This window comes from Chitinophaga sp. 05T412 (genome assembly GCF_056396465.1).
This window is the reverse complement of sequence record NZ_JBFTLN010000005.1, coordinates 209,491-232,559: the sequence shown is the minus strand read 5'-3', so window position 1 is coordinate 232,559 and position 23,069 is coordinate 209,491. Positions and strand designations below refer to the sequence as shown.

Genomic DNA, 23,069 nt, shown 5'->3' with positions numbered 1-23,069 from the left:
TTTATGTTTACAGGTAGCTAATAAATATTTGTAAAAATAACAGAAGCCCGGGTCCATGGACTCGGGCTTTTTTGTTATCGTTTTATTGTGATAATGAATTTGCCAGCAAATACAAAACGGGTTCAGATCCGCCACAGTAAATGGTTTCAGGATAGCATTCCAGCAAAGGATACTACATGGCCGAGGTATGCTTTAACGTGAGAGATACGTTAACGATAGTAGCCCGGTCCGTGTAAAACAGACCGGGTTTTTTTATTGGCAATAAAGAGATTATTTGAGGAGGTACATATAAAAACAGGCAGGCGGAGTAATCCTGCTCCGCTTTCATCTCCCTTTAAAATATTTTTTTTCGTCTCTGTTTGCAATTAACCCCCAAACAATCAGGTTGTCAAAAGGATAACTTGTAATTTACCCCCATGATAAGAAAGGTTTACCCGGGGCCACAGTGCCCTGGTAAATCTTTATCAAATGGGAGTATTCATCATCAAGAGAAAACGTAACATGAAATATACTGTTAACAATAATATCGATATTACAGACGGAGAGCAGTTTGATCCGAGAGGTGTATACACCATGTATTTTAACGCTATCCCGGATATCAATAATATCTATGAAGTAGATACCGAAAAAGCAGCGGCAGCTTTCGCCAAAAAGTACGAAAGCATGATTACGCATACACACCGGTATACGGATTATGATAACAAGAAAAAGAAGTACAAACATAATCAAACACTGTTGGTGCTAAATAACAACTGCATCGTAGTGTTCTGGCTTTCCTGGTGTGAAATATTGCACGACGGGAAAATACCAGCATTTGTAACGGAGATAACGGAAATGGCTACACGTTACAAAGAAAAACAGCGCAGGGAGCCACATGAAATAAATCTTATTACCAGTGGCCGCAAAGGACTGGAGCTGAAAAGCCTGGAAATAAAGCGCACCCGCCTGGATATAGGTATGTTTTATGAAGATGATTTTAAAGAGATAGATAAGGTAATACAGCAGCGATTAAAGAAAGATAAAGACAAGGGGATTGTATTACTTCATGGCTTACCGGGAACAGGTAAAACCACTTATCTGCGTTACCTGATTGGTAGAATCAAGAAGCGGGTATTATTTGTTTCGCCGGATCTGGCTACGAATATCATGAATCCTGAATTCATGGAATTGCTGATTGATAATCCTAATTGTGTAGTCGTGATAGAAGATGCAGAGAATGTGATTATGGATCGTAAATTTTCCGGCAATTCATCGGTATCTAACTTGCTCAACCTGTCTGACGGCCTGCTGGCGGATTGTTTGAATATACAATTAGTATGTTCTTTCAACAGTGATTTATCTGCGATAGACAGTGCACTGTTGCGCAAAGGCCGCTTAATTGCCAAGTACGAATTTAAGCGGTTGCCGATAGAGAAAGCGCAGGTGTTATCCAAGCACATGGGATTTGATACCATTATCAACAAGCCTATGACCGTTGCTGAAATAGCGAATCAACACGAGCCTTCATTTGAAAGAAAGCAACACGTGATTGGATTTAGAAGAGACGTTTTAGAAGAAACAGCATAATTTGAAATATGACTGACAAGAGAACCTATTTATCCATCTACATCTGCATGTTAAGGGAGCTCCGATCGCGTACCTAAACATGTATTATGAAGAAAAAAAAATCAGCAGTATCCGACATACTGTTAATGTCACGCATAAGAACTGCGCGGCAAAGGAAGCGTGTTGCCATAAAGGAACAGGATAAAGCATTGCGGCGCTTATCCCGCGAGGAAGACACTTTATTTGAAGCTTATTTGAAACGTGGTTTTGTGGCACTGGAACCTCCCATTATGAAAGGCTATAATCGCTTCTTTGTGTTAAGAGATGATGTGGCCAGAAGTAGAGACGCTGCGTTTTTTCAGGGAATCCTGGATAAAATTAACACTACTAAATGGTGCGCAGAGAAAGGCTTCCGGGTAAGTAAGCGCTACAAGAAGAGATACCGGTATGTTGACCTCCTGCAGCAATTGCACAAGCCAACAGAAGCGGAGTTCAGGAAAATGAATTTTGGTCCGCGTGCGCTCCAATATTTTGAGGAGCGGATAAAAATTAATAAGCGTAGTGGAAAGCCGGAAAAGAAATATGTTTTCACAGAACCCTGGCGGTTTGTATTACGAGTAAGACCCAATTGGATTACACTGCAGAGAGCAGAGGCTCCGGAGTTGGAGGTCAGGATGCAGGAAATAGATGATTTTCTGGAATGGAATAAGCTTAGACCTCGCCTTGCCAGGCTGGAGTACGGAAAGTATACGGGCTATAGCAGAGAATGGAAAGGAGATTGCCAGGGCCGCTTTTTTGTAGATAGATATGTACTGCCTTACCGGTTTGTAAAACAGGATCTGGAAGAAGGCATCGGCGGAAAAATATTTGTTAACCTTAAAAAATAATCATCATGAAAAAAAATCAAACGTCCATATACAACAGCTTGAGTAATCGCTTCCACCACTTGGTGGAAGTTATTAAGTGGGAAATGAATCATTGGTTATGGACAATCCGGTACAAACGGAAATTGAAAATTATATTGCGGCATCACGAATAAGAACTACCCGAAGAAGAATACGTGATGCGCGTACGCAGTTTGAAAAGCAACTGCGGAGTTTGCATAGAGAAGAAAAAAGAATGTCGGAAATTTGGTATAAAAGAGGGTATGTTCCTCTGGAACCGCCGGTAATGATAGGTTACAAGCGTTTCTTTGTATTAAGGGATGATGTGGCCAGAAGTAGACATGCGGATTTTTATGAAGGATTGCTGACAAAAATAAATACCTGTGATTACAGTCACCGAAAGGATTTTAAAGTAAAGAAGCGATCTCATGGGAGGAAGCATTGGGTATTGAGAGAGCAACAACTGCTGCAGCCGGATCTGCAAGCATTTGCTAAATTGAAGCTAACAGAGAAAGAGGCAGCTTGTTTTGAGGAACGTTTTTTCTTTTTCAAGAACAGCCCTGAGCCGCAAAAGAGAATGGTGTTTAAAGAGTCATGGCGTTTTATATTACGTGTAAGACCTAACATGGTTACTGTAGCCAGAATGGAGCTGCCGGAATTGAAGTCGCAAATGCAGCAGTTGGATGATTATGTGAAAAGATTTTGCCTGGAGCATAAAATTTTAAAAGTAATCTATAGTCGCGTATATAGCTGCCATACGTGGGACACAGTAGAAAAGAAACACTATATTAAAAAAAGAACCCTGCAGCAAATGTTGCAGGAAGAATGGTACGATAAAATTTAATCCATATGTCGAATTTCAAAGTGGGGGGTAAAACCTTACTGGAAATAGGTTACCCAAAGAGTCCTGTATTTCGTTTAGCCATCAAGGTAATGGACGAGCATTTTAATCACCTGACCCGTGATGAAGCGATTGATCTCCTGAAAAAAGTGTTGGCAGATCCTACCGCATATGTAGATGATGCGTTGTTGGGACCGGTAGCGGAACAGCTGTTGACGCCGGTGGCGCCAAAGGAAATTGAGTTGCGTGAAACGCCGGTGCCTTATGCAGTTTTTGGTGCGGATAATATTGCAGAGGGCGCCATGAAGCAGCTGAATACTGCTGTTCGTTTGCCCGTTGCCGTAGCCGGGTCATTGATGCCGGATGCGCATCAGGGATATGGGTTACCTATCGGTGGGGTATTAGCGGCAGATAATGCCGTGATCCCTTATGGAGTAGGTGTGGATATTGGATGTCGTATGTGTTTGAGTATACTGGATTTGCCGGAGCAGTCGTTGTTGACAAACGACGCGTCTTACAAGAAGCAGCTGGTGAACTGGACGAAGTTCGGTGCCGGTGTGGAATGGAAGCAAAGAGAGGCTGATCCGGTATTGGAAAGAAGTGAATTTAAGGAAATCCGTTTTGTAAAGAATCTGTTAGACAAGGCTGCTGGTCAGCTGGGTACTTCTGGTTCGGGTAACCACTTTGTAGAGTGGGGGATTGCTACTATTTCGGATGTAAATAATGAATGGGGGTTAGTGCCTGGTAATTATGTGGCTTTGCTATCGCATTCGGGGTCAAGAGGACTTGGGGCGCAGATAGCGGGCCATTATACCCAGGTGGCGAAAGACGTATGTCCATTACCTCAGCATGCAGGACACCTGGCGTATCTGGATCTGAATACAGAAGCAGGACAGGAATACTGGTTGGCAATGAACCTGGCGGGCGACTATGCCTCTGCCTGTCATCATTTAATTCATAAGCGGCTGATTGCTGCGATGGGCGCTACTTTGCTGGCAAGAGTGGAGAACCACCATAATTTTGCGTGGAAGGAAATGTATGAAGGTAAGGAAGTCATCGTGCATCGTAAAGGTGCTACTCCAGCTGGAAAAGGCGTGCTGGGAGTGATTCCGGGGTCTATGACAGCGCCTGGATTTATTGTGCGTGGAAAGGGCGAGGTAACCAGTTTGCAATCTGCTTCCCATGGGGCAGGGCGGATGATGTCGCGTACGCAGGCACAGAAAACCATTACCGATCAGCAATTGAATGATGTACTGAAAGAGCACGGTGTAACCTTGATAGGAGGCGGATTGGATGAGGCGCCGGGTGCTTATAAAGATATTAATACCGTAATGGCAGCTCAAACAGCGCTGGTGGATGTGATAGGTACCTTTGTACCAAAGGTGGTGAGAATGGCGGATGGAGGGCCTCCGGAAGACTAGTAAAGAATAGATGCAATGACGCGGGGGCGGGAGATGGCGAAAGTTGTTTCCCGCTTTTCGTTTGTTCTTTCATTTTAGTCTACTAAAATAGTAGGATAATTGGTTTTTATTACTTATCATTGTATCCGTTTACCACCACCAGAACTGATTTATGAAACCTATACGCGGGCTGGCACCGTGTATACGCCTATGTTTAACAATCGAGGATTTCCGAATTTAAAATTTTATCAAGTGCATTTAAACTACCTGGCATTGGCAGTCCCGTTTTTCCTGACGTTTATTGGGTTAGAATACCTGATATCCCGCAGGAAGGGGAAGAACTATTTCAAGTTTAATGATTCGATTACTAACCTGAGTGTAGGTATTGCTGAACGGTTACTGGATACGTTTACGGTTGGGCTGTTTTATTTTTTATATGATTACTTGTATCGTCACTATGCCATGTTTGACATTAAATCCAGCGTGCTGTTATGGGTGGCGTTATTGATTTGCACGGATTTTATCTGGTATTGGTATCATCGGTTGGCGCATGAGGTGACGGTGTTTTGGTGTGCGCATGTGGTACATCATCAGAGTGAGGAGTTTAATTATACGGTATCTGCACGTATCACGGTATTTCAGGCGTTTATACGTACTGGTTTCTGGGCTATATTGCCAGTGATCGGATTTCCGCCCGCGATGATTACCAGTATGTTGCTGGTACATGGGCTGTATCCGTTTTTTATTCATACCCGTACTATTGGGAAGTTAGGTATCCTGGAATATATCCTGGTAACGCCTTCCCATCATCGGGTACATCATGCCAGTAATCCGCAATACCTGGATAAAAATTATGGAGATGTATTTATTATCTGGGATAAATTATTCGGCACATTTGTCAAGGAAGAAGAGGAACCGGTGTATGGTTTAACCAAGCCATTGGAGAGCAATAGTTTTCTATGGCAACATTTCCATTTTATATTGGAAATGCTGTATTCTGCCCGTCGTGCCAAAGGATGGCGCAACAAATGGCGGATTATTTTCGGTAAGCCGGATAATGTAGATCCGGGTGCGCGGCAGGTGTTGGAAGATAGATATCTGGCGCGTAGCCGTCAGGTAACGGAAACGCCTAAGTTGTTTAATTATGTGGTGTGGCAAGTTGTTGTCACGCTGATATTGTTATTTTCTTTCCTGTTACTGGAGCATTATGTACCGGTATTCATCCAGGTATGTGTAGCCTTGTTGATATTGCTTACRCYGATCAACTGTGGTGCTATTATGGAGCAAAGGAAATGGGTTTTCTATCTGGAATATGCCAGGTACCTGGTATTGAGCCTGGCTGGTTACTATGTATGGCCGCATCCGGCATTCCTTTGCGTTGCCGCTATCATTATGGTTACTGCTTTTTATTTCCAGTCTCACCTGAAAGAGCATTATTTACGGCTGGTATATGGTTATTACCGCTCATAACGATGATGGTCCGGCCTGAAAGCTTGCTTTCGGGCTGGATGGTATTTTCATGTTAGTGCTGTTACTGTCGTGGTACTTGCGATTTAAGTATTTTTCTGGCGAAATGTATCCTGCTTTTGATGGTTCCCAGGGGTTCCTGTAGAATGTTTGCAATCTCGAAATATTTATAGCCTTCGCAATAAAGCATAAACGGCTTTTTGAAGATATTGGGCAGATGATACACGGCCACGTGGATATCTTTCATTTGCAGATTAGAAGCCGCTTTGTTGGTAACCGTGTTTTGCTGGTAATTAATAAAGAAGTCGCTCGCGCTGGGTTCCGCTACCATGCGATGTTTCAGTTTTTTACGGTAGTGATTGATGAATATATTCCGCATAATGGTGAATAGCCAGGCGCGGATGTTGGTGCCTTCCAGGTATTTTTCCTGGTTAGACAGGGCTCTGAAAAGGGTTTCCTGATAAAGGTCTTTTGCCTGTTCAGCGTCTTTGGTGAGGGTAAAAGCAAAGGGTTTCAGGAAATCAGCATTTCCAATAAGCAAGGTGTTAAATTCAACAGACGACATAATGTTTAATTTTTGCCTTAACTAATTTAAACAAAAAAAGGGGTGAAAAGTGTATTCAAATAGGTGCCAAGGGGCGGTTAAAACATGACTTTTTTTAGTTATTTAATTGATTCTCAAGCGATTGATCCAAGGCCGGTATTTAGATCGATGAAAACGGTGGTAGTTTAAGTAACGATAGTAATTTTTCAAAACAGGTAATTCACAGACGACTCTCTAATAAATAAACGTATAAGAACGGGAAAAGGATTTTAATAATGAGGATTTGTTGTATTACGGAAAAACACATATTATAATTATCTTAAAATTAGGACCGGTTCAATATTTGGATGCATATTTGCAGAGCGGGAACCATATCTCCCGAAAACATGTTTAAACGATCTGCCGACAGTTCATAGTGATTTCTTCCCAAAAGTGTTAGAATTCTGATGAATCTAACATTTATATGTTATTTTTTATAGATTTGCACCTTATTTGGCGGCAGCCAGATAAGATTGTTTCCAAAAAAGATATTCGAGAAAGTTTAGATCCTATTATACATGTTAAGAAAATTACTGTTGGTCCAACTGTTCCTGTTTTTTGGGTTGTGTGTAATGGCACAGGTTCCGTCTCCAGCGCAGGTTAATATAGACAACTTATCAGATGCTCAGATACGAACAATTGTTGCTGAAATGAAGGCAAACAATCTGTCCATGTCTGATATAGATGGTTATGCTGCGCAGAAAGGAGTACCACCTGCCGAGGCCGAAAAGCTGAAAGCCAGGATTACTATGCTGGGCCTGGATAAAGGATTGGATAAAAAGAAGAGTTCCGAGACCTTTCAACAGGATAATCAGTACTCCGGGAGATCGTTTAATGACTCAGATACCAGTAACGTTGACCTTTTCAGACAAAGAACCGACCCCACTGATGTTAAAAGGAAAAAGATTTTCGGAGCAGACCTCTTCAGTAATAAGAACCTTACTTTTGAGCCTAATTTAAGAATACCCACTCCTGCTAATTATAAGCTGGCAGCGAATGACCAGCTGATGATTGATATCTATGGTTATTCTGAAGTACAGTTTACCCAAACAGTAACTGCAGAAGGATATATCCGCATTCCTAACCTTGGACCAGTGTACGTAAATGGTTTAACCATGGAGGAGGCGAGAGTGAGAATTACCAAACAATTGTCTACTATTTACTCTACGATATCCAGCGGTAAAACCTTTGTGCAAATTTCACTGGGAAATATCCGGAGCATCCGCGTGCTGATGATTGGTGAAATTGTTCGGCCAGGAACCTACACCCTGCCTTCACTGGCGTCTGTTGCAAATGCATTGTATGTTTCCGGTGGACCAAATGATAATGGTTCCTTCCGTAGTATACAGGTAATCCGCAATGGTCAGTCAATTACCACGTTCGACCTTTATGACTTTCTCACCAGGGGAGACCTTTCCAATAACATTATTCTTCAGGATCAGGATATCGTAAAGGTAAACCCATATAAAACAAGAGTAGAACTCATTGGAGAAGTGAAACATCCGGCAATATTTGAGGCAAGAGATAATGAGACCCTGCAAAATATGCTGGACTATGCCGGCGGCTACACCGACGGTTCTTTCAAAGAAAATATTACTGGCTATCRCATCAATAATAAGGAAAGAGAAGTGATCAACGTGAAAGCAGATCAGATTGCTTCCTTTAAATTGAAATCCGGAGATCAGTTTTTTGTCGATTCTATCCTGAATCGCTTTAGTAATCGTGTTACTATTGCTGGCGCTGTATTCCACCCCGGAAATTATGGACTGGAACCTAAAATGACCATCGGCGATCTGATTAAAAAGGCAGATGGCGTAAGAGAAGAAGCGTCTCTGAGTCGCGGTATTATTCGCCGGCTACAGAATGATTTTACACCGGCTATCATCAGCTTTAACGTGCAGGATGTAATCAGCGGTAAAACAGTCATCCCTGCCGAAAAAGAAGATAGTGTGGTGATCTTCTCAAAATTTGATCTCAAACAAACATTGTCAGTTTTTATTGGTGGAGAGGTAAACAAACCAGGAACATTCCCTTATGCTGATAGTATGCGACTGGAAGACCTGATTTTATTAGCAGGAGGATTGAGTGACGCTGCTTCATTAAAGCACGTGGAAGTATCAAGAAGAATAAGAAGAGGCGACTACAATAGCAAAGACAGTTCAAAATCGATCATCAAACAATTTGATATCACTGCTGACCTGTCTCGTGTTGCCGGAGAGCAGGTGATGCTGGAACCCTTTGATGAGATTATTATCCGTAAGTCCCCTGTCTATAATGAGCAGGCGAATATCACCCTAGAAGGACAGGTGATATATCCCGGACAGTATGCTATTATTAATAAAAAAGAACGTATATCTGATGTTGTAGCAAGGTCCGGCGGACTGAGAGAGGAAGCCTTCCCTGAAGGTGCCGTATTGTTGCGTAAAACCTATGTTAGCCATTCAGACAGTGCACTTTTAAATAATAAGCTGGCATTGTTTTACAGTAAACTGGAAGATAGCAGTAGTATTGCCACTGTTAAAAATATGATGGAGCGCAAATATCAGTTGCTGGGTATTAACCTGGATGATATTTTGAAGAAGCCAGGTTCCAAATATGATATTTTACTGGAAGAAGGCGATGTGTTGAAGATTCCTAAGAAACTGCAAACTGTACAGGTTTTCGGTGAAGTATACTTTACCAAGAAAATCAGATTTGATAAGGCGTATACCTTTAGAGATTACATAAGAGGGGCCGGTGGTTTTACCTCTTCTGCGCTGAAAAGAAGAAGTTATGTGGTATATCCTAATGGAGAAATCAAGAGCACAAGGAAAGTCTTTTTCTTTAACAGATACCCCAAATTAAAACCTGGAGCAGAAGTGTACGTGCCTTCAAAAAGAGAGAAGAAAGGGTTGTCTGGACAGGAAGTAATTGGACTTAGCAGTGGTATTGCTTCCATTGCATTAATACTTGTCACTATCCTTACGAGAGTTAAATAATTAAGTGACAAATAATAGCATTCGCAGTTAAACACAACCAAATGGGAATTTCAAGTATAAATACTACTAACAACGATAATAAAGATGATGAGATTTCCATCAGAGAGCTTATTGTAAAACTAGGTATTTGGTGGAAGTATCTGCTGCGGAACTGGTTAATAATACTACTGTTTGGTCTTCTGGGAGGAGGTGTTGGTCTGGCTGCAGCTTTTATTTTGAAAACCAAGTATGTAGCTGAGCTCACCTTTGTAGTAGAAGATAGTAATAGCAGTTCACTGGGTGCTTACGCTGGTATTGCCAGTCAGTTTGGAATTGACCTTGGTGGTTCTGGCAGCAATGGCGCTTTCCAGGGGGATAATATTATGACCTTTCTTAAGTCACGACTGATGGTTGAAAAGGCTTTGTTGTCCAGTGAAACATTTAATGGCAAGAAACAAACGCTGGCAGAAAGATTTATTGACTTTAATGAATTAAGACAGACCTGGGAGAATAGGCCTGACTTAAAAGATATCCATTATCCGAACGACTGTGATAGGAAGAATTTCTCACTAATGCAGGATAGTATTCTGCAAACGCTGCAGGAATCAGTTTTGAAAAACCTCTTAAATGTAGAGAAGGTAGATAAGAAGCTGAATTTTATCCTGGTAAAGTGTACATCTAAAGACGAGCGTTTTGCTAAAGCTTTGGTGGAAAACCTGATGGATGAAGCATCCGGTTTTTATATCGATACCAAAACACAACGATCAAAAACAAACGTAGCACGTTTGCAGGCGGAAGCAGATTCGTTAGAGAGAATGCTGAATCACAAAACTTATACTACTGCATTGGCACAGGATATTAATATGAATCCTGCTAAACAGGTAGCAAGTGTTGATATCCAGGTAGCTTCCAGAGATAAAATGGTACTGGAAACGATGTATGCGGAAGTGGTGAAAAATCTTGAGTTAGGGAAAATAACGATGGCCCAGGAAACGCCTATCATACAAGTCATAGACTCTCCGATACTGCCATTGAAAATAGATAAACTTCGGAAAGCTAAAGGAATCATCATCGGTGGACTTGCTGGTGGATTCCTTATTGTGATTTTCCTTATTATCAAAAAGGCCCTGAAAGATATTTTAGCCTGATCACCAACTGTAAATTCAAAGTAGAAATTAATTAGTGTATAATTATGGAATTGAAGAATAAAAGAGTTTTAATAACAGGTGCAGATGGTTTTATTGGAAGTCATCTGACAGAACGCTTATTACAGGAAGGCTGTAAAGTAAAAGCTTTTGTATATTATAATTCTTTTAATAGCTGGGGCTGGCTGGATACGTTGCCACAGGAAATCATATCACAACTGGAAATATTTTCAGGAGACATCCGGGACCCAAATGGTGTCCGGACGGCAATGCAGGATATTGATGTGGTATTTCACCTGGCTGCATTGATCGCTATTCCATTTAGCTATCACTCCCCTGATTCATATATCGATACAAACATCAAAGGCACCCTGAATATTATTCAGGCCGCTAAAGATCTTAATATTGAGCGCGTGCTGGTAACATCAACATCGGAAGTATATGGCACCGCCCAGTATATTCCGATTGATGAAAAACACCCAAGACAACCTCAATCACCGTACTCTGCTTCAAAGATTGGGGCCGACTGTATTGCGGAATCTTTCTACCGCAGTTTCAATTTGCCGGTAACCATTGTAAGACCTTTCAATACATTCGGACCAAGACAATCTGCCAGAGCGGTTATACCAACTATTATTTCGCAGTTGCTGAATGGTAAAACTGAAATTAGCCTCGGCGATCTTACTCCCACCAGAGATCTTTTGTATGTAAAAGATACGGTTAATGGTTTCGTGGAAATTGCTAAGGCCGATTCACTGATTGGACAGGATTGTAACATTGCCACACAATCAGAAGTGAGTGTGGGTGATCTTGCAGCTAATCTGATCAAATTACTCAATCCCGCCGCCAAAATTGTGCAGGATGATAACAGGCTGAGACCAGAGAAAAGCGAAGTATTCCGCTTGTATGGCTCAAAAGAAAAGATTAGCAAACATACTGCCTGGAAGCAACAATACTCATTAGAGGAAGGTTTACGTGAAACAATCGAATGGTTTTCTCAACCAGAAAACCTTCGTAGTTACAAGGCGAATATATACAACATTTAAAGAGGTGCTATGGATGTTAGGTCTACTATAAATTTCATCAGAACAGTCTTCGGCCAACAAGAGGATTTTATACCGCTACATGCTCCACGTTTTTCCGGCAATGAGAGAAAATATGTACTGGATACCATCGACTCTACATTTGTTTCTTCTGTAGGTGCCTATGTTACGCAGTTTGAGCGTATGATGGCAGAAATAACAGGCGCCAAATATGCCATTGCAACGGTTAACGGTACTACTGCACTGCATCTTGCTTTGGTGCTGGCAGGCGTTAAATATGGTGATGAAGTAATTACTCAACCACTCACCTTTGTAGCCACAGCTAATGCAATAGTACATGCTGGTGGAATTCCGGTGTTTGTGGATGTAGATAAGGATACATTAGGAATGTCTCCAGCCAGCCTCGAACAATTTCTACATGAAAATTCCACTATAAACGACAAAGGTGAATGCATTAATAAAACTTCCGGCAAAAGGATCGCCGCCTGTTTACCCATGCACACGTTTGGATTTCCACTTCGTATAGCGGAAATCGCTGCCATCTGTGAAAAATACCATGTTACATTGGTGGAAGATGCCGCAGAATCGTTGGGTAGTTACTATCATGGTAAACATACCGGAACAATCGGATTGCTGGGGACTTTTAGTTTCAACGGAAATAAAACCGTTACCTGCGGAGCAGKAGGAGCTATTGTTACCAATGATGAAGCCATTGCGCGACATGCAAAACATCTTTCTACTACCGCTAAAATTCCTCATGCGTGGGAGTTTATGCATGATGAAGTAGGCTATAATTACAGGATGCCCAATCTGAATGCTGCTATGGCTTGCGCACAATTAGAGCAATTAGATGAAATGCTGGCAAACAAAAGAGAGTTGGCAGATTTATACGCTGGCTTTTTTGCATCTTCTGATATCCGGTTTGTCAGAGAAATAGAAAATACAAAAGCAAACTACTGGCTCAATACCATTGTATTGCCAGATGCCGCTACACAACAGCAGTTTCTGAAAGAAACAAACGAACAAAAGGTAATGACCAGGCCTATCTGGACATTGATGAATAAATTGCAGATGTATGCATCCTGTCAGTCAACGGATCTTACAAATGCTTCCTGGCTTGAGCAGCGTGTTATCAATCTGCCAAGTAGCGTTAGGTCGTAAAGTATAAAATATTAATAAGATGGAATTACAATCATTCATTACAAAATTTGAGGCACAACTGGAAGACGTAGAACCAGGCACTATTACCGGACAGACCAGCTTCCGGGAACTGGAAGAGTGGGATTCAATGACCAGCCTCGTCATTATTGCTATGGTTGACAGAGAATACAACAAACAGATTAGCGGTAATGATATTATAAATGCAAAAACTGTTGAACAGCTGTATAATACTGTTGTAAATAAATAATCGCCTATATACGCAATCATATATAAGCTTTTGAAGTATAATAATTATTGAGTGATGCTGGAGTCCCCATTTAGTCTTAAAGAAAAAGTTATACTTGTTGTCGGAGCTTCTTCCGGGATCGGTAAACAGATAGCGATCTCCGCTGCATCCATGGGAGCGAGACTGATTTTAGTGGCCAGAAATGCTGCGAAACTGGCCGATACCTGTAAGCTGCTGAAGGGAGAAAACCACCTTGTTATACCCGCAGACATCACGGACGAAGCTGCACTCGGAAAAATAGTAGAAGAGATTCCTGCCGTACATGGCGTTATACATTCGGCAGGGATTCTGAAACTGGCGCCTCTAAAGATATTGGATGCCGAACAATTAAAACAAATCACCGAAATCAACTACCTGGCTCCCGTTAATTTAACGCGACTCTTATTAAATAAGAAAAAAGTTGAACCCCGTGCCTCTATCGTTTTCATCACTTCTGTAAATGGTGTAGCTACTGTAGTAAAAGGATTTGCTGCCTATGCCGGTGCTAAAAGCGCTCTTAACAGTATTAGTAAAGTGATGGCTTTGGAGTATGCCAACAAGAAAATCAGGTTTAACACCATTGCCCCCGGCATGATAAAAACAGAAATGTATCATGAAATGATGCAGCAGGTATCTGAAGAAAGCGTCCGCGAAGATAAATTGAAATACCCTTTGGGCGACTATGGAGAGCCCGAAGATGTAGCTAATGCCGCTATTTTTCTGTTATCAGATGCAAGTAAATGGATAACTGGAACAACTGTTGTAGTGGATGGGGGGCTAACTATTATATAAGCAATACATGATCACACTTGATGCCATATCGTATTATTTACCGGAGCAAACGCTGACAAATGAAGCGCTTAATAGTATATTCCCTGATTGGTCGGTGAATAAAATTGCCGCTAAAACAGGGGTAATAGAACGGCGAATTGCAGCGAAAGACGAATTTGCTTCTGACATGGCCATTAAAGCCGCGAATAAGTTGTTTGAAGAACATGGTATATCACCATCTTCTATACAGTTTGTGTTACTATGCACACAAAGCCCCGATTATTTTTTACCTACCACCGCCTGTATCGTACAACACAAACTAGGCATCCCGGTTACTGCCGGCGCCATGGATTTTAACCTGGGTTGTTCAGGATATGTTTATGGGTTAAGCCTGGCAAAAGGGCTGATCGCCACCGGAGATGTAGATAATGTACTGCTCATTACATCAGAAACCTATAGTAAGCATATTCACGATAACGATAAAAGTGTAAGAACAATTTTTGGTGATGCTGCCAGCGCTAGTTTTATCAGAAAAGATGGAACAGGTGGCGCTTTGAAAAGCTTTACTTTTGGCACAGATGGTAGTGGAGCTGAAAATCTGATAGTGAAGGGCCGCGGCATGCGCTACCCGGATTTATCTGATGATGATGTAGCCGCCAGTTCAAACGGGTTATCTCCCAACACATTATTTATGAACGGTGCCGAAATATTTACATTTACCCTTAAATCAGTACCTGCTATGATAGAACAGGTACTAAGGAAAAATAATCTGGCACAGGATGAAATAGATTTGTTTGTATTTCATCAGGCAAATAAATATATGCTCGATCACCTGCGAATGAAGCTGGGAATTCCGGAAGAGAAATTTTTTGTAAGCTTATCAGATTGTGGCAATACCGTGTCATCTACTATTCCCATTGCCCTCAATCAGGCAGGTCTTCAACAAAAAATAAAGGCAGGTATGAAAGTACTAATTGCCGGTTTTGGTGTGGGATATTCATGGAGTGCAGGCATAATCCAATATTAGTAAGCAATACTGCGCTTTTTCTGTGGTAAAAACAGCAACATGAGCAAACCATTAATTTTAATAGGCGGTGGAGGACATGCAAAATCCTGTATCGATGTAATTGAAGAGGAAGGCGCTTATACAGTGGCAGGCATTATTGATGTTGCAGAGAAACTACATTCAAAAATATTGAACTACGAAGTAACAGGAACAGATGATGATATCCCCGCACTTGTAAAAAAGGGATACCATTTCCTGGTGACTATCGGACAAATTAAGTCAGTAAAGCTACGGCTAAATACCTGGCAATTGCTGCAATCATTGCATGCAAATATGGCAACGGTGATTTCGCCTTTTGCACATGTTTCAAAATATGCTACTGTAAAAGAAGGAAGCATTATCATGCATCATGCGATCATTAATGCAGGGGCTATGGTAGGGAATAACTGCATCATTAATACAAAAGCAGTAATAKAACATGATGCCGTTGTGGGCAACAATTGTCATATTTCAACAGGTGTATTGATAAATGGAGACGCTAAGATTGGAAGTGAAGTTTTCATCGGGAGTGGCGCTATTATCAGTCATGGAGTATCTATTGCAGATGATGTCAGGATTGGCGCTGGTACGCTGATCCATAAAAGTATTAAAGAACCAGGCACTTATGTAGGTGTGCCCTTTACAAAAATTGCTTGAGTATGAATAAAACGATTATAATAGCAGAAGCCGGTGTTAATCACAATGGCAGCATTGAACTGGCGAAAGCACTGATAGATGCCGCAGCCGATGCTGGTGTTGACTACGTGAAGTTTCAGACTTTTAAGGCCGAAAATATTGCCAGCAAACATGCCCGTAAAGCTGATTATCAGCTGAAAAATACAGATACAGAAAACATGGATCAGTTAAGCATGTTGAAAAAGCTGGAACTGGACCATGATGCACATAAGATACTCATTGCTTACGCCAAAGAAAAAAAGATTACATTTTTATCTACCCCTTTTGACCTGGATAGCATTGATTTATTGAGTGAAATGAATATCCGCCTGGGAAAAATCCCTTCGGGAGAAATCACCAATCTGCTGTATCTCAGGAAAATGGCGCACCATTTCGATAAGCTGATTCTATCCACGGGAATGGCTACTATTGAAGAAGTACAGGCTGCTTTAAATATTTTGTATACAGAAGGGAAAACCAAACAGGACATTACCGTATTACATTGCACCAGCGAGTACCCGGCTCCGATTGAAGATGTGAACCTGAAAGCAATGTTGCAGATGAAGGATGCGTTTGAGATTCCTGTTGGCTATTCCGATCATACGCTTGGTATAGAAGTTCCCGTTGCTGCCGTAGCTTTGGGCGCCACATTGATAGAAAAACATTTTACACTCGACAAAACAATGGAAGGACCTGATCATGCAGCCTCCCTTGATCCTGTTGAACTGAAACAAATGGTGGCCGCCATTAGAAACGTGGAGAAAGCATTGGGTACAGGTGTTAAAGTACCTACCGCTATTGAAGAGAAGAATAAATTGGTGGCCAGAAAAAGTATAGTGGCTGCGGCAAATATTAAAAAAGGAGATGTTTTCTCCCTGCAAAATCTGACTGTAAAACGACCCGGTACCGGTATTAATCCCATGAAGTGGGATGATGTGATAGGCAAAGTGGCCATAAAGGATTTTGAAGAAGACGAATTAATCTCACTATAAACAAACCAGATATGGAAATTCGTAATTATAAGCCCGGAGATGAGATTGAAATAGTGAAGTTATTTGAAACCGTTTTTGGAAAGCCTATGTCCATGGACTACTGGAACTGGCGGTTTAGAGATAATCCCTGCAACCAGTATGCTATTAAGCTGATGTGGAATGAACAGCAACTGGTTGGGCATTATGCGGTTTCTCCTGTAAGCCTGGATGTAAATGGTGCAAACCGGACCTCCGGACTTTCTATGACTACTATGACTCATCCGGATTTTACAGGTTTAGGCGTATTTCAACAGCTGGCCGAGTCATTATATAAAGAATTGAACGAAGTCCATCAAATGGAAGCTGTATGGGGTTTTCCTAATAATAATTCTCACAGAGGATTTATTAAAAACCTCGGCTGGAAAGATATTACAGTAATACCAATGATGACGGCTGCGGTGGGAGATATTTCCCCCAAAGCATCTCCTTCACTGACGCCCGTGGAACGCTTTACCGCAACGCATGAAAAAGCGCATGCCACCCTGTTCAGCAACTATCGCGTAAAAGTTAGGAAGCATGAACAGTATCTCAACTGGAGATATGTGGATAATCCTTCTAACAAATATTCCATTTTGGAAATAAACGGAGGAGCAGATGGATTTGTGGTATTGAAAGAGTTTACGCTTTCCGGAAGTAAAAAGCAACTGGACATCATAGAATGGTGTGTGGAAGATAGTGAGCGGATGACTAAAACCGTACTGCAACATATTGCAGCCACTTTCCCGGTAGAAGAGTTTGAAAAGTATAATATCTGGATACCATTAAAAGACGGCAGACATCTGTCTTTTGAGAAATTTGGATTTAGTAATAGTCTGCCTGTAACCTATTTCGGCATTCTTCCTTTTGTTTCCGCTGACGTGGAAAATGAAGGGAACTGGTGGTTACAGCTGGGTGATTCAGACGTATATTAATTGATAGCATGCAGATAAAAAAGCGTAAAATATTATTCGTCACCGGGGCAAGATCGGAATACGATATCATGCAGCCAGTGCTGGAGCTCCTGAATAAGAGTGAGGATATTGAGTTGAAGCTAATTGTAACCGGCGCTCATCTTTCTGAAATGTTTGGCAAAACAGTGAAGAATATCGAGAACGACGGCTATGTTATTGCAGACCGGATCTATAACCTGGTAAGTACAGAGGATAAGATTGGAAGAGTTGTGGGTATAGGCACGCAGGTAACTGGCCTTGCACACGCTTTTGCAAGAGAACAACCAGATATCATTGTAGTGGTTGGCGACCGGGAAGAGGCCATCTCTGTATCGATGACCGGCGCCTATTTAAGCATCCCCGTAGCACATCTGGCAGGCGGAGACGTGGCCAATGACGGGAATATCGACAATTCCGTAAGATATGCCACTTCCAAGTTTGCGCATATCCATTTTACCTTCCTGGAACAACATGCACAGGTATTAAGATGGATGGGAGAAGATGAGTTCCGGATTTTTAATACCGGCAATCCCGCATTGGATAAATTTATTCAATGCCCCGTAATTCCGGTAAATGAAATTGTTCCATTGAAAGCCTTTGGTATTAATGACGAACCATATGTTGTAATGATACAACATCCCATTATTACAGAAGCCGCTGCTGCAGGTGAACAAATCATTGAAACACTGGAAGCCGTATTGCTTCTCGGGTTGAAATGTTTCATTAATTACCCTAACTCCGACGCTGGTAATTTTGCTATCATTGAAGCAATTAATAACTATGCGAAGAAGTATCCGGAAACGTTTTATCTGTTTAAGAACCTCGACAGAGTAAATTATATTAACTTATTGAGAAATGCTTCCTGCCTGATTGGTAATTCAAGTTCAGGAATATTGGAAGCACCTTCTATAGGGTTACCGGTAGTGAATATTGGAAGTCGTCAAAGAGAACGCTTTAGTGCAGGAAACGTCATCTACACAGATTACAACAGAACAGAAATTGCCGATGCTATACGCAAGTCTGTTTTTGATGATGCCTACAGATTATCCGTGAAAGAGATCATTAATCCGTATGGTGTTGGTGATAGCGCTCAGAAAATCAGCGATGTATTGAAGAGTATCGTGATAGACGACAAATTGATTTATAAGAATATTACTTACAAGATCTAACATTTTTACCAGCGATATCCTCAGGGGCATCGTTTAATATCTATTATATTATGGCAAATATTGTAGTTGTATCAGCCCATCCGGATGATGAAGTAATAGGTGCAGGTGGTACACTGTTGAAGCATGCAAAAAATGGAGATACCATATACTGGCTGATAGTTACTAAACTGTTTGAGCAACATGGATTTACGCAGGAACGCATTCAAAGCAGGCAGCTTGAAATTGAGAAAGTAGGAAAATTACTGGGTGTTAAACAGATATTTCAACTGGAATATCCTACTATGCACCTGCATTCCGGATCATTAATAGAAATGGTGCCCCAGGTTTCAGATATCTTTAAACAGATAAACCCGGAATATGTATATGTGATGAACCGCTCCGATGCACATAGTGATCACCGTGTAGTTTTTGATGCGGTGGTAGCGTGTACTAAATCATTCCGGTACCCGGGTATAAAAAGGGTATTAATGTACGAATGTATTTCAGAGACAGAGTTTGCTCCGGCGCTGCCTGAAAAAGTATTTATGCCGAACTATTTTGTTGATATTTCTCCTTTCATCTCAGATAAACTGGCGATCATGGAAATTTATGAGTCAGAATTGGCGGCTCCTCCATTTCCAAGAAGCCTTGACAATATTAAAGCACTGGCACATTTTCGGGGCTCCAGTGTGGGAGTAATGTATGCAGAAGCTTTTCAATTGATCAAATTTATTGATAAAGACTAATGGAATTCCGTAAACACCTTATTTCAAAGACAGCCAGCATAAAGGATGCGCTCAATAAATTGAATTTATTGGCCATTGATGCGGTATTATTTGTAGTTGACGATAGTGATAAGTTAATAGGGTCTCTCACCGATGGGGATGTGAGGCGCGGATTCATTAAAGGACTGACGTTTGAAACGCCTATAATGGATTACATCCAGCCAGATCCTATCTTCATTTATAGAAACAATTACTCGATTGACCAGCTGGAAATATTTGCGAAGAAGAATATTAAGGTAATTCCAATCATTGACGCTGATCACAGGATTGTTGATATACTTAATTTGAGGTTAAAATCCTCATTGCTACCGCTGGACACCGTACTGATGGCCGGTGGAAGAGGAGAGCGCCTGATGCCATTAACCGAGGCTTGTCCCAAGCCTTTGTTGAAGGTCGGAGATAAGCCTATCATTGAACATAATATTGATCGCCTGGCCGGTTACGGAATTGGCCGTATTATCATCAGCATCCGTTATTTAGGAGATCAGATCAAAACTTACTTTAGCGATGGTGCTTCCAAAGATGTGAAGATTGAGTATGTGGAAGAAGGAGAGCCATTAGGTACATTTGGTGCATTGAGCCTGATAGAATCATTTAATACAGAGAATATTCTGTTAATGAACTCAGATCTCCTCACCAATATAGATTTTGCCGATTTTTATAAGTCCTTTATTGACAGCGGCGCCGATTTGATGGTAGCAAGTATTCCATACCAGGTGAAAGTGCCTTATGCAGTATTGGAAATAGATAATGGACAGGTAATTTCTTTCGATGAAAAGCCTACCTATAGCTATTACTCAAATGGTGGTATTTATCTGTTTAAAAAGAGCTTGCTGGAATTCCTGCCAGGTAAAGTATTCTTTAATGCAACAGATTTCATGGAGCTGCTGATTGCCAACAAAAAGAAGGTAATACATTATCCTATTCTCGGCTATTGGCTGGATATTGGACGACACGAAGACTTCGAGAAAGCCCAGAATGATATTAAACATATTAAGTTCTAAAATGAGTATATTAATTACAATATGCGCCAGGGGCGGATCTAAAGGAATACCCGGTAAAAATATACGCTCACTTGCCGGTAAACCCCTGATTGCGTATACCATAGAGATGGCGCAGAAATTTGCCGCAGGAAAAGACTGTATCGTGTCACTTTCTACTGACGCAGAAGATATTGTGACTACCGCTGCCAACTTTGGACTAACCACCGAATATCGCAGAAGCGCGGAACTGGCAACAGATACCATCGGAAAAATGCCCGTGATTATTGACCTGATGAAGTATGAAGAAGAAAGAAGAAATAGCAGGTTTGATTATCTGATAGATCTCGATATTACTTCTCCTTTCAGAACAGCAGACGACCTCAATACAGCCCTGGCAATGTTGGAAGCTGATCAGAATGCCGTTAATATCTTTTCTGTTAGCCCTGCTAAGAGAAATCCATATTTTAATATGGTGGAACAAAATAAAGATGGCTATTTTGAATTAGCTAAAAAAGGCGCTTTTGTTACCAGGCAGTCCGCTCCTAAAGTATACGATATGAATGCCTCTTTTTATATTTATAAAAGAGGATTCTTTGAAGGGGATAACCTTACGGCAGTTACCTCACGGTCACTGGTATACGAAATACCTCATCACTGCTTTGACCTGGATGATGAAATAGATTTTGATTTTATGGAGTATCTGCTTGTTAATAATAAATTGGACTTTTTATTATGAATGTGCTGATAATTGGCTTGGGATCTATTGCAGAAAAACACGTGAAAGCGTTGTTGAGTCTGAACGAAGCGACGAGCATCTACGCTTTGCGTAGTGGCGAATCTCCCAACCAGGTAGCGAATGTGACCAATGTATCTTCTATTGAAGCAGCAGGCGTTACTTTTGATTTTGTTATTGTTTCAAATCCTACCTTCTCTCATTATCCTACCCTGGAAAAACTACTGGCTTATAATATTCCACTTTTTATTGAGAAACCATTGTTCCACACATTAGATGGAGGACAATCACTGGTTGATCAGTTTATGAGTAAAGGAATAAAAACATACATCGCCTGTAATTTAAGATTCCATCCTTGTATCATATATCTGAAGGAATTATTAAGTAACAATGCCAGCCGGATCAACGAAGTAAATGTTTATGCCGGATCGTATTTACCCGATTGGCGACCATCGGTTGATTATAAACAGGTATACAGTGCCAATCATAAAATGGGCGGCGGTGTACACCTGGATCTGATCCATGAACTCGATTATATTACCTGGTTGTTTGGCAAACCGCTGCATACACAGGCATTATTAAGAAGCAATTCTTCTTTAAAGATAGATGCCATTGACTATGCTAATTATCAGTTGTGTTATCCGGATTTTACCGCCAGCGTTTTGTTAAATTATTATAGAAGAGATGCCAGAAGAACCTGTGAGATTGTATTGGAAGATAGTACGATACTGGTAGACCTGCAGCAGCAAAAAGTATGGAGGGATAAAACACTGGTCTTTTCGTCAGAAATGGACCCGCTACATACTTATAAAGAACAAATGAAGTATTTCTTATCTGCTATAAAAGATGATAGCGGATATATTATGAATGATATCCAAACGGCTTTTGACGTATTAAAAATTTGCTTGAGCGATGATCAGTATAAAAGATAAGATAATTGCAGTTACAGGTGGAACCGGGCAATTAGGTAGCGATTTTGTGGCCTGGTTGCGTAACCAGGGAGCAGTGGTTATTGCTGTTGATAAAACGCTTACCACCGATTTGGATCAGCACAATCTGTATATGGATATAACAGATGTGGCGTCGATAAAGGAAGGGTTACAGGCAATTATTGACAAGTTTGGCGTAATAGATGGYTGGGTGAACAATGCCTATCCCCGTACTGCAGACTGGGGAAAGCAGCCTTTCAGCGAAGAGTCTATGGAGTCTTTTGAGCAAAATGTTAACTGGCATTTGGTAGGATATATTAAATGCTGCCAGATTGTGCTTAACCAGATGATGAAGCAAAAAAGCGGAAGTTTAATTAATGTGGCATCTATTTATGGTATAACAGGTCCTGATTTTACCATTTATGAAGATACCCCTATTATTAATCCTTCAGCTTATGCAGCCATAAAAGGAGGACTTATCAACTTTACAAGATACCTGGCGGCTTATTATGGTCCACACAATGTGCGTGTGAACTGTATTTCTCCCGGAGGTATTTTTAATCATCAGCCTGCGCCTTTTATCAAACAATATGAGCATAAGGTACCATTGAAGAGATTGGGTACACCGGCAGATATTTCGCCTTCTGTCGGATTTCTTTTAAGTGATGAAGCMCAATATATTACAGGACATAACCTGGTAATAGACGGTGGCTGGACGGCGATATAACCACGAGCAATTGGAAATGTAA

Annotated in this window: 22 protein-coding genes; 21 read left to right on the top strand and 1 reads right to left on the bottom strand. The window is 41.2% G+C overall.

Features of this window, described 5'->3' with window-relative positions; translation table 11 throughout:
* Nucleotides 1-468 precede the first annotated feature (468 nt).
* From AC1DFM_RS13470 to AC1DFM_RS13450, 5 genes are all read left to right on the top strand, one after another.
* The gene (locus AC1DFM_RS13470; protein ID WP_477077260.1) at nucleotides 469-1,566 is read left to right on the top strand and encodes an AAA family ATPase; all 1,098 of its coding nucleotides are present in this window, start codon (nucleotides 469-471) and stop codon (nucleotides 1,564-1,566) included.
* Between the two features lie 86 nt (nucleotides 1,567-1,652).
* Nucleotides 1,653-2,432 (top strand): hypothetical protein, encoded by a 780-nt coding sequence (locus AC1DFM_RS13465; protein ID WP_477077259.1) that lies wholly within the window; start codon nucleotides 1,653-1,655, stop codon nucleotides 2,430-2,432.
* Between the two features lie 97 nt (nucleotides 2,433-2,529).
* Complete coding sequence (locus AC1DFM_RS13460; protein ID WP_477077258.1) at nucleotides 2,530-3,273, top strand: hypothetical protein; 744 nt, start codon at nucleotides 2,530-2,532, stop codon at nucleotides 3,271-3,273.
* Between the two features lie 5 nt (nucleotides 3,274-3,278).
* A complete protein-coding gene (locus tag AC1DFM_RS13455) occupies nucleotides 3,279-4,691 on the top strand; it encodes an RtcB family protein (RefSeq protein ID WP_477077257.1) in 1,413 nt (470 codons plus the stop codon).
* A gap of 231 nt (nucleotides 4,692-4,922) precedes the next feature.
* Entirely contained in the window at nucleotides 4,923-6,140 is a 1,218-nt protein-coding gene (locus AC1DFM_RS13450) for a sterol desaturase family protein (protein WP_477077256.1), read from the top strand.
* Nucleotides 6,141-6,201: 61 nt separating this feature from the next.
* On the opposite strand, the gene AC1DFM_RS13445 is transcribed toward AC1DFM_RS13450, so the two are convergent.
* A complete protein-coding gene (locus AC1DFM_RS13445; protein WP_477077255.1) occupies nucleotides 6,202-6,702 on the bottom strand; it encodes an RNA polymerase sigma factor in 501 nt (166 codons plus the stop codon).
* 689 nt (nucleotides 6,703-7,391) lie between these two features.
* Here AC1DFM_RS13445 and AC1DFM_RS13440 point away from each other — a divergent pair.
* The 16 genes from AC1DFM_RS13440 to AC1DFM_RS13365 are packed head-to-tail and all read left to right on the top strand — an operon-like array spanning nucleotide 7,392 to nucleotide 23,047.
* Nucleotides 7,392-9,698 carry an SLBB domain-containing protein gene (locus tag AC1DFM_RS13440; protein WP_477077254.1) on the top strand — a complete coding sequence of 769 codons (2,307 nt, stop codon included), beginning with the start codon at nucleotides 7,392-7,394 and terminating at the stop codon, nucleotides 9,696-9,698.
* A gap of 41 nt (nucleotides 9,699-9,739) precedes the next feature.
* Nucleotides 9,740-10,825: a hypothetical protein gene (locus AC1DFM_RS13435; RefSeq protein WP_477077253.1), complete on the top strand. Its 1,086-nt coding sequence runs from the start codon at nucleotides 9,740-9,742 to the stop codon at nucleotides 10,823-10,825.
* A 44-nt stretch (nucleotides 10,826-10,869) separates the two neighbouring features.
* Entirely contained in the window at nucleotides 10,870-11,868 is a 999-nt protein-coding gene (locus tag AC1DFM_RS13430; protein WP_477077252.1) for an NAD-dependent 4,6-dehydratase LegB, read from the top strand.
* Between the two features lie 9 nt (nucleotides 11,869-11,877).
* Nucleotides 11,878-13,026 carry a LegC family aminotransferase gene (locus AC1DFM_RS13425; protein ID WP_477077251.1) on the top strand — a complete coding sequence of 383 codons (1,149 nt, stop codon included), beginning with the start codon at nucleotides 11,878-11,880 and terminating at the stop codon, nucleotides 13,024-13,026.
* Nucleotides 13,027-13,045: 19 nt separating this feature from the next.
* Nucleotides 13,046-13,273, top strand: a complete 228-nt coding sequence (locus AC1DFM_RS13420; protein WP_477077250.1) for an acyl carrier protein — start codon at nucleotides 13,046-13,048, stop codon at nucleotides 13,271-13,273.
* 54 nt (nucleotides 13,274-13,327) lie between these two features.
* The gene (locus AC1DFM_RS13415) at nucleotides 13,328-14,083 is read left to right on the top strand and encodes an SDR family NAD(P)-dependent oxidoreductase (RefSeq protein WP_477077249.1); all 756 of its coding nucleotides are present in this window, start codon (nucleotides 13,328-13,330) and stop codon (nucleotides 14,081-14,083) included.
* A 7-nt stretch (nucleotides 14,084-14,090) separates the two neighbouring features.
* A complete protein-coding gene (locus tag AC1DFM_RS13410) occupies nucleotides 14,091-15,089 on the top strand; it encodes a 3-oxoacyl-ACP synthase III family protein (protein WP_477077248.1) in 999 nt (332 codons plus the stop codon).
* A gap of 39 nt (nucleotides 15,090-15,128) precedes the next feature.
* Nucleotides 15,129-15,764 carry an acetyltransferase gene (locus AC1DFM_RS13405; RefSeq protein WP_477077247.1) on the top strand — a complete coding sequence of 212 codons (636 nt, stop codon included), beginning with the start codon at nucleotides 15,129-15,131 and terminating at the stop codon, nucleotides 15,762-15,764.
* A gap of 2 nt (nucleotides 15,765-15,766) precedes the next feature.
* The gene (gene neuB / locus AC1DFM_RS13400) at nucleotides 15,767-16,774 is read left to right on the top strand and encodes an N-acetylneuraminate synthase (protein ID WP_477077246.1); all 1,008 of its coding nucleotides are present in this window, start codon (nucleotides 15,767-15,769) and stop codon (nucleotides 16,772-16,774) included.
* A gap of 11 nt (nucleotides 16,775-16,785) precedes the next feature.
* Entirely contained in the window at nucleotides 16,786-17,724 is a 939-nt protein-coding gene (locus tag AC1DFM_RS13395; RefSeq protein ID WP_477077245.1) for a GNAT family N-acetyltransferase, read from the top strand.
* Between the two features lie 8 nt (nucleotides 17,725-17,732).
* Nucleotides 17,733-18,911, top strand: a complete 1,179-nt coding sequence (gene neuC, locus AC1DFM_RS13390) for a UDP-N-acetylglucosamine 2-epimerase (RefSeq protein ID WP_477077244.1) — start codon at nucleotides 17,733-17,735, stop codon at nucleotides 18,909-18,911.
* A gap of 50 nt (nucleotides 18,912-18,961) precedes the next feature.
* Nucleotides 18,962-19,636 (top strand): PIG-L deacetylase family protein, encoded by a 675-nt coding sequence (locus tag AC1DFM_RS13385; protein WP_477077243.1) that lies wholly within the window; start codon nucleotides 18,962-18,964, stop codon nucleotides 19,634-19,636.
* Nucleotides 19,636-20,679: a nucleotidyltransferase family protein gene (locus tag AC1DFM_RS13380; protein ID WP_477077242.1), complete on the top strand. Its 1,044-nt coding sequence runs from the start codon at nucleotides 19,636-19,638 to the stop codon at nucleotides 20,677-20,679. Before AC1DFM_RS13385 ends, AC1DFM_RS13380 begins: the two co-directional genes overlap by 1 nt.
* 1 nt (nucleotide 20,680) lies before the next feature.
* A complete protein-coding gene (locus AC1DFM_RS13375) occupies nucleotides 20,681-21,394 on the top strand; it encodes an acylneuraminate cytidylyltransferase family protein (RefSeq protein ID WP_477077241.1) in 714 nt (237 codons plus the stop codon).
* Nucleotides 21,391-22,323, top strand: coding sequence for a Gfo/Idh/MocA family protein (locus AC1DFM_RS13370; protein ID WP_477077240.1), 933 nt, complete (start codon nucleotides 21,391-21,393; stop codon nucleotides 22,321-22,323). The genes AC1DFM_RS13375 and AC1DFM_RS13370 overlap by 4 nt, the downstream gene beginning before the upstream one ends.
* Nucleotides 22,304-23,047 carry an SDR family oxidoreductase gene (locus tag AC1DFM_RS13365; RefSeq protein ID WP_477077239.1) on the top strand — a complete coding sequence of 248 codons (744 nt, stop codon included), beginning with the start codon at nucleotides 22,304-22,306 and terminating at the stop codon, nucleotides 23,045-23,047. Before AC1DFM_RS13370 ends, AC1DFM_RS13365 begins: the two co-directional genes overlap by 20 nt.
* The last annotated feature ends 22 nt before the right edge of the window (nucleotides 23,048-23,069 follow it).